Annotated in this window: 2 protein-coding genes; both read right to left on the bottom strand. The window is 48.1% G+C overall.

The genetic code is table 11. From position 1 onward, the window contains the following. Positions 1–105 precede the first annotated feature (105 nt). On the bottom strand, positions 106–1,797 hold the full coding sequence (pruA, locus tag AC1DWN_RS32535; RefSeq protein ID WP_477562977.1) for an L-glutamate gamma-semialdehyde dehydrogenase: 1,692 nt from the start codon (positions 1,795–1,797) through the stop codon (positions 106–108). A 40-nt stretch (positions 1,798–1,837) separates the two neighbouring features. Next, positions 1,838–2,223 (bottom strand): arginase family protein (locus AC1DWN_RS32530; RefSeq protein ID WP_477562976.1); only part of this gene is annotated, 386 nt, incomplete at its 5' end.

Here is a 2,223-nt window from a genome sequence, read left to right as displayed (position 1 = left end):
AAATATAGGAAAGTATAAGTTTCACTCTTATACTCATGCCTATATTTTTACGCGAAACCGAGCGTCCTTATACAAGGACGACGAAGTCGTTTCTTCTTATCTTCATTATAATTCACTTGACCCAATCGATCTATCCTGTTTTTCCCAAGCTAAAATTCCCATGCATTTAACCCCCATTTGGCCGCAGCCTACTGCTGCAAACTTAACAAATGGAGGCTTATGCATTTCACCACTAATCATTTCAAATCGCYAGAACCGTTCCGTTACAACTTTCGCTTGCGTAAACAATAATAAATAATCGCGACCGCCTGCCTTCGAATCGGTCCCAGACATATTAAAACCGCCGAAGGGATGAACGCCGACCAAAGCACCTGTACATTTTCGATTAAAATAAAGATTTCCAACGTGGAACTGTTCGCGTGCCTGCTCTAACCTGTTCCTATTCCGTGATATGACGGCACCTGTCAAACCATATTCCGTATTGTTAGCTATATCCAATGCCTCATCGAAATTAGCCGCTTTAATAAAGGCTAGAACAGGACCGAATATTTCCTCCTGCGCAATGCGGGCACACGGCGCAATGTCTTTAATAATTGTCGGTTCGATAAAATAGCCGCTGCTGTCCCCTATGCTTCCCCCATGCACGACTACTCCTTCCGTACGCCCGACCTCAATATATTTTAAAATACTGAAATAAGCTCGTTCATCAATAACAGGCCCTATATACGTTCCCACATCTGCAGCCTTCCCAAGCTTCAGTCGCTTCGTTCGTTCAATGACTTTCTCAATGACCGCATCATAAACCAACTCATGTACGACTGCTCTTGAGCATGCGGAGCATTTCTGCCCGGAATAACCAAATGCAGATGCCGTAATCGCATCCGCCGCTAACTCAAGATCCGCATCCTCATCGACGATAATTGTATCCTTGCCGCCCATCTCAGCAACTACACGCTTTATCCATTTCTGATCCTGCTGGACCATCGCAGCCTTCTCGTTGATACGAAGTCCAATCTCTCTAGAGCCGGTAAAACAAATAAAGCGAGTAAGCGGATGCTCGACCAAATAATCGCCCACCTCACTCCCTGCTCCAGGCAAAAAATTAACAACGCCGTCTGGCAGTCCCGCTTCCTCCAGCAGCTCGATAAACTTTGCCGCAATGACTGGCGTTGCGCTTGCCGGCTTGAGTACAACCGTATTGCCCGCGACAACGGCGGCCATCGTCATTCCAGCCATAATCGCCAGTGGGAAATTCCACGGCGGGATAATAACGCCAACGCCAAGTGGTATATACACGAGTTCATTGTCTTCACCCTGCACAGTGACAAGCGGCTGACGCTCTGACAGCCGTTCTATCTCCCGTCCGTAATACTCCAAGAAATCAATGGCCTCCGCAGTATCCGCATCAGCCTCCGCCCTGCTTTTACCCGCTTCATACACGAGCCACGCCGAAAAATCAAACTTCCTCCGCCTCATTATAGCCGCGGCCTTATAAAGGACCTTCGCTCTAGCGAGCGGTCCAACTTGCTTCCATTGCTCGAATGCCGAAGCAGCAGCCAGCATCGCTTTGTTAGCAAGCTCCGTATCCGCCTGCGATACGATTCCTACAAGCTGCTTAACATCTGACGGATTAATCGATTTTCGCTTCGTAATCGTTTCGATGCGATCCGCTCCAATTTTCAACGAATATTCCCGTCCTAGCTCCAATTCCACCCGGCTAAGCGCTGCTTGAAAAGCGATACTATTGTCGGTTATAGAAAAATCAGTAAAAGGCTCATTTTGGTAAGGCTCCCGCATAAGCGTATCTCCCTCTTTTTTTAATCTTTGTCTGCCCGGCTCATAAGATTTGCTCCCCCAAAAGCGACCCTATCAGCTCGACCGCAAGCTTGACCGTTTGATCGTTTTGATCGCGGCTTGGATTAACCTCCACAAACTCCGCTGATACAACGATTTCTGATTGATAGAGCAGCTCCAAAGCAAGATTAGCCTCTCGATAAGATAAGCCGCCAATAACAGGCGTTCCTGTTCCAGGAGCCTCGCGAGGATCTATGCTGTCGATGTCAAAGCTGACGTGCACGCCATCCGTCGCCAGCTGTAGGTGACGAATAACTCTGTCCATAACCTGGCCTATACCGAGTCGATCGATGTCATGCATCGTATAGCAGGCTATGCCCAAAGAACGAATATATGCCTTCTCGCCGGGATCAAGTGATCTTGCTCCTC

The sequence above is a fragment of the Paenibacillus sp. P4_A7 genome (assembly GCF_056402455.1).
The sequence above is the reverse complement of the archived record's forward strand: the minus strand, read 5'-3'. Positions and strand labels throughout refer to the sequence as shown.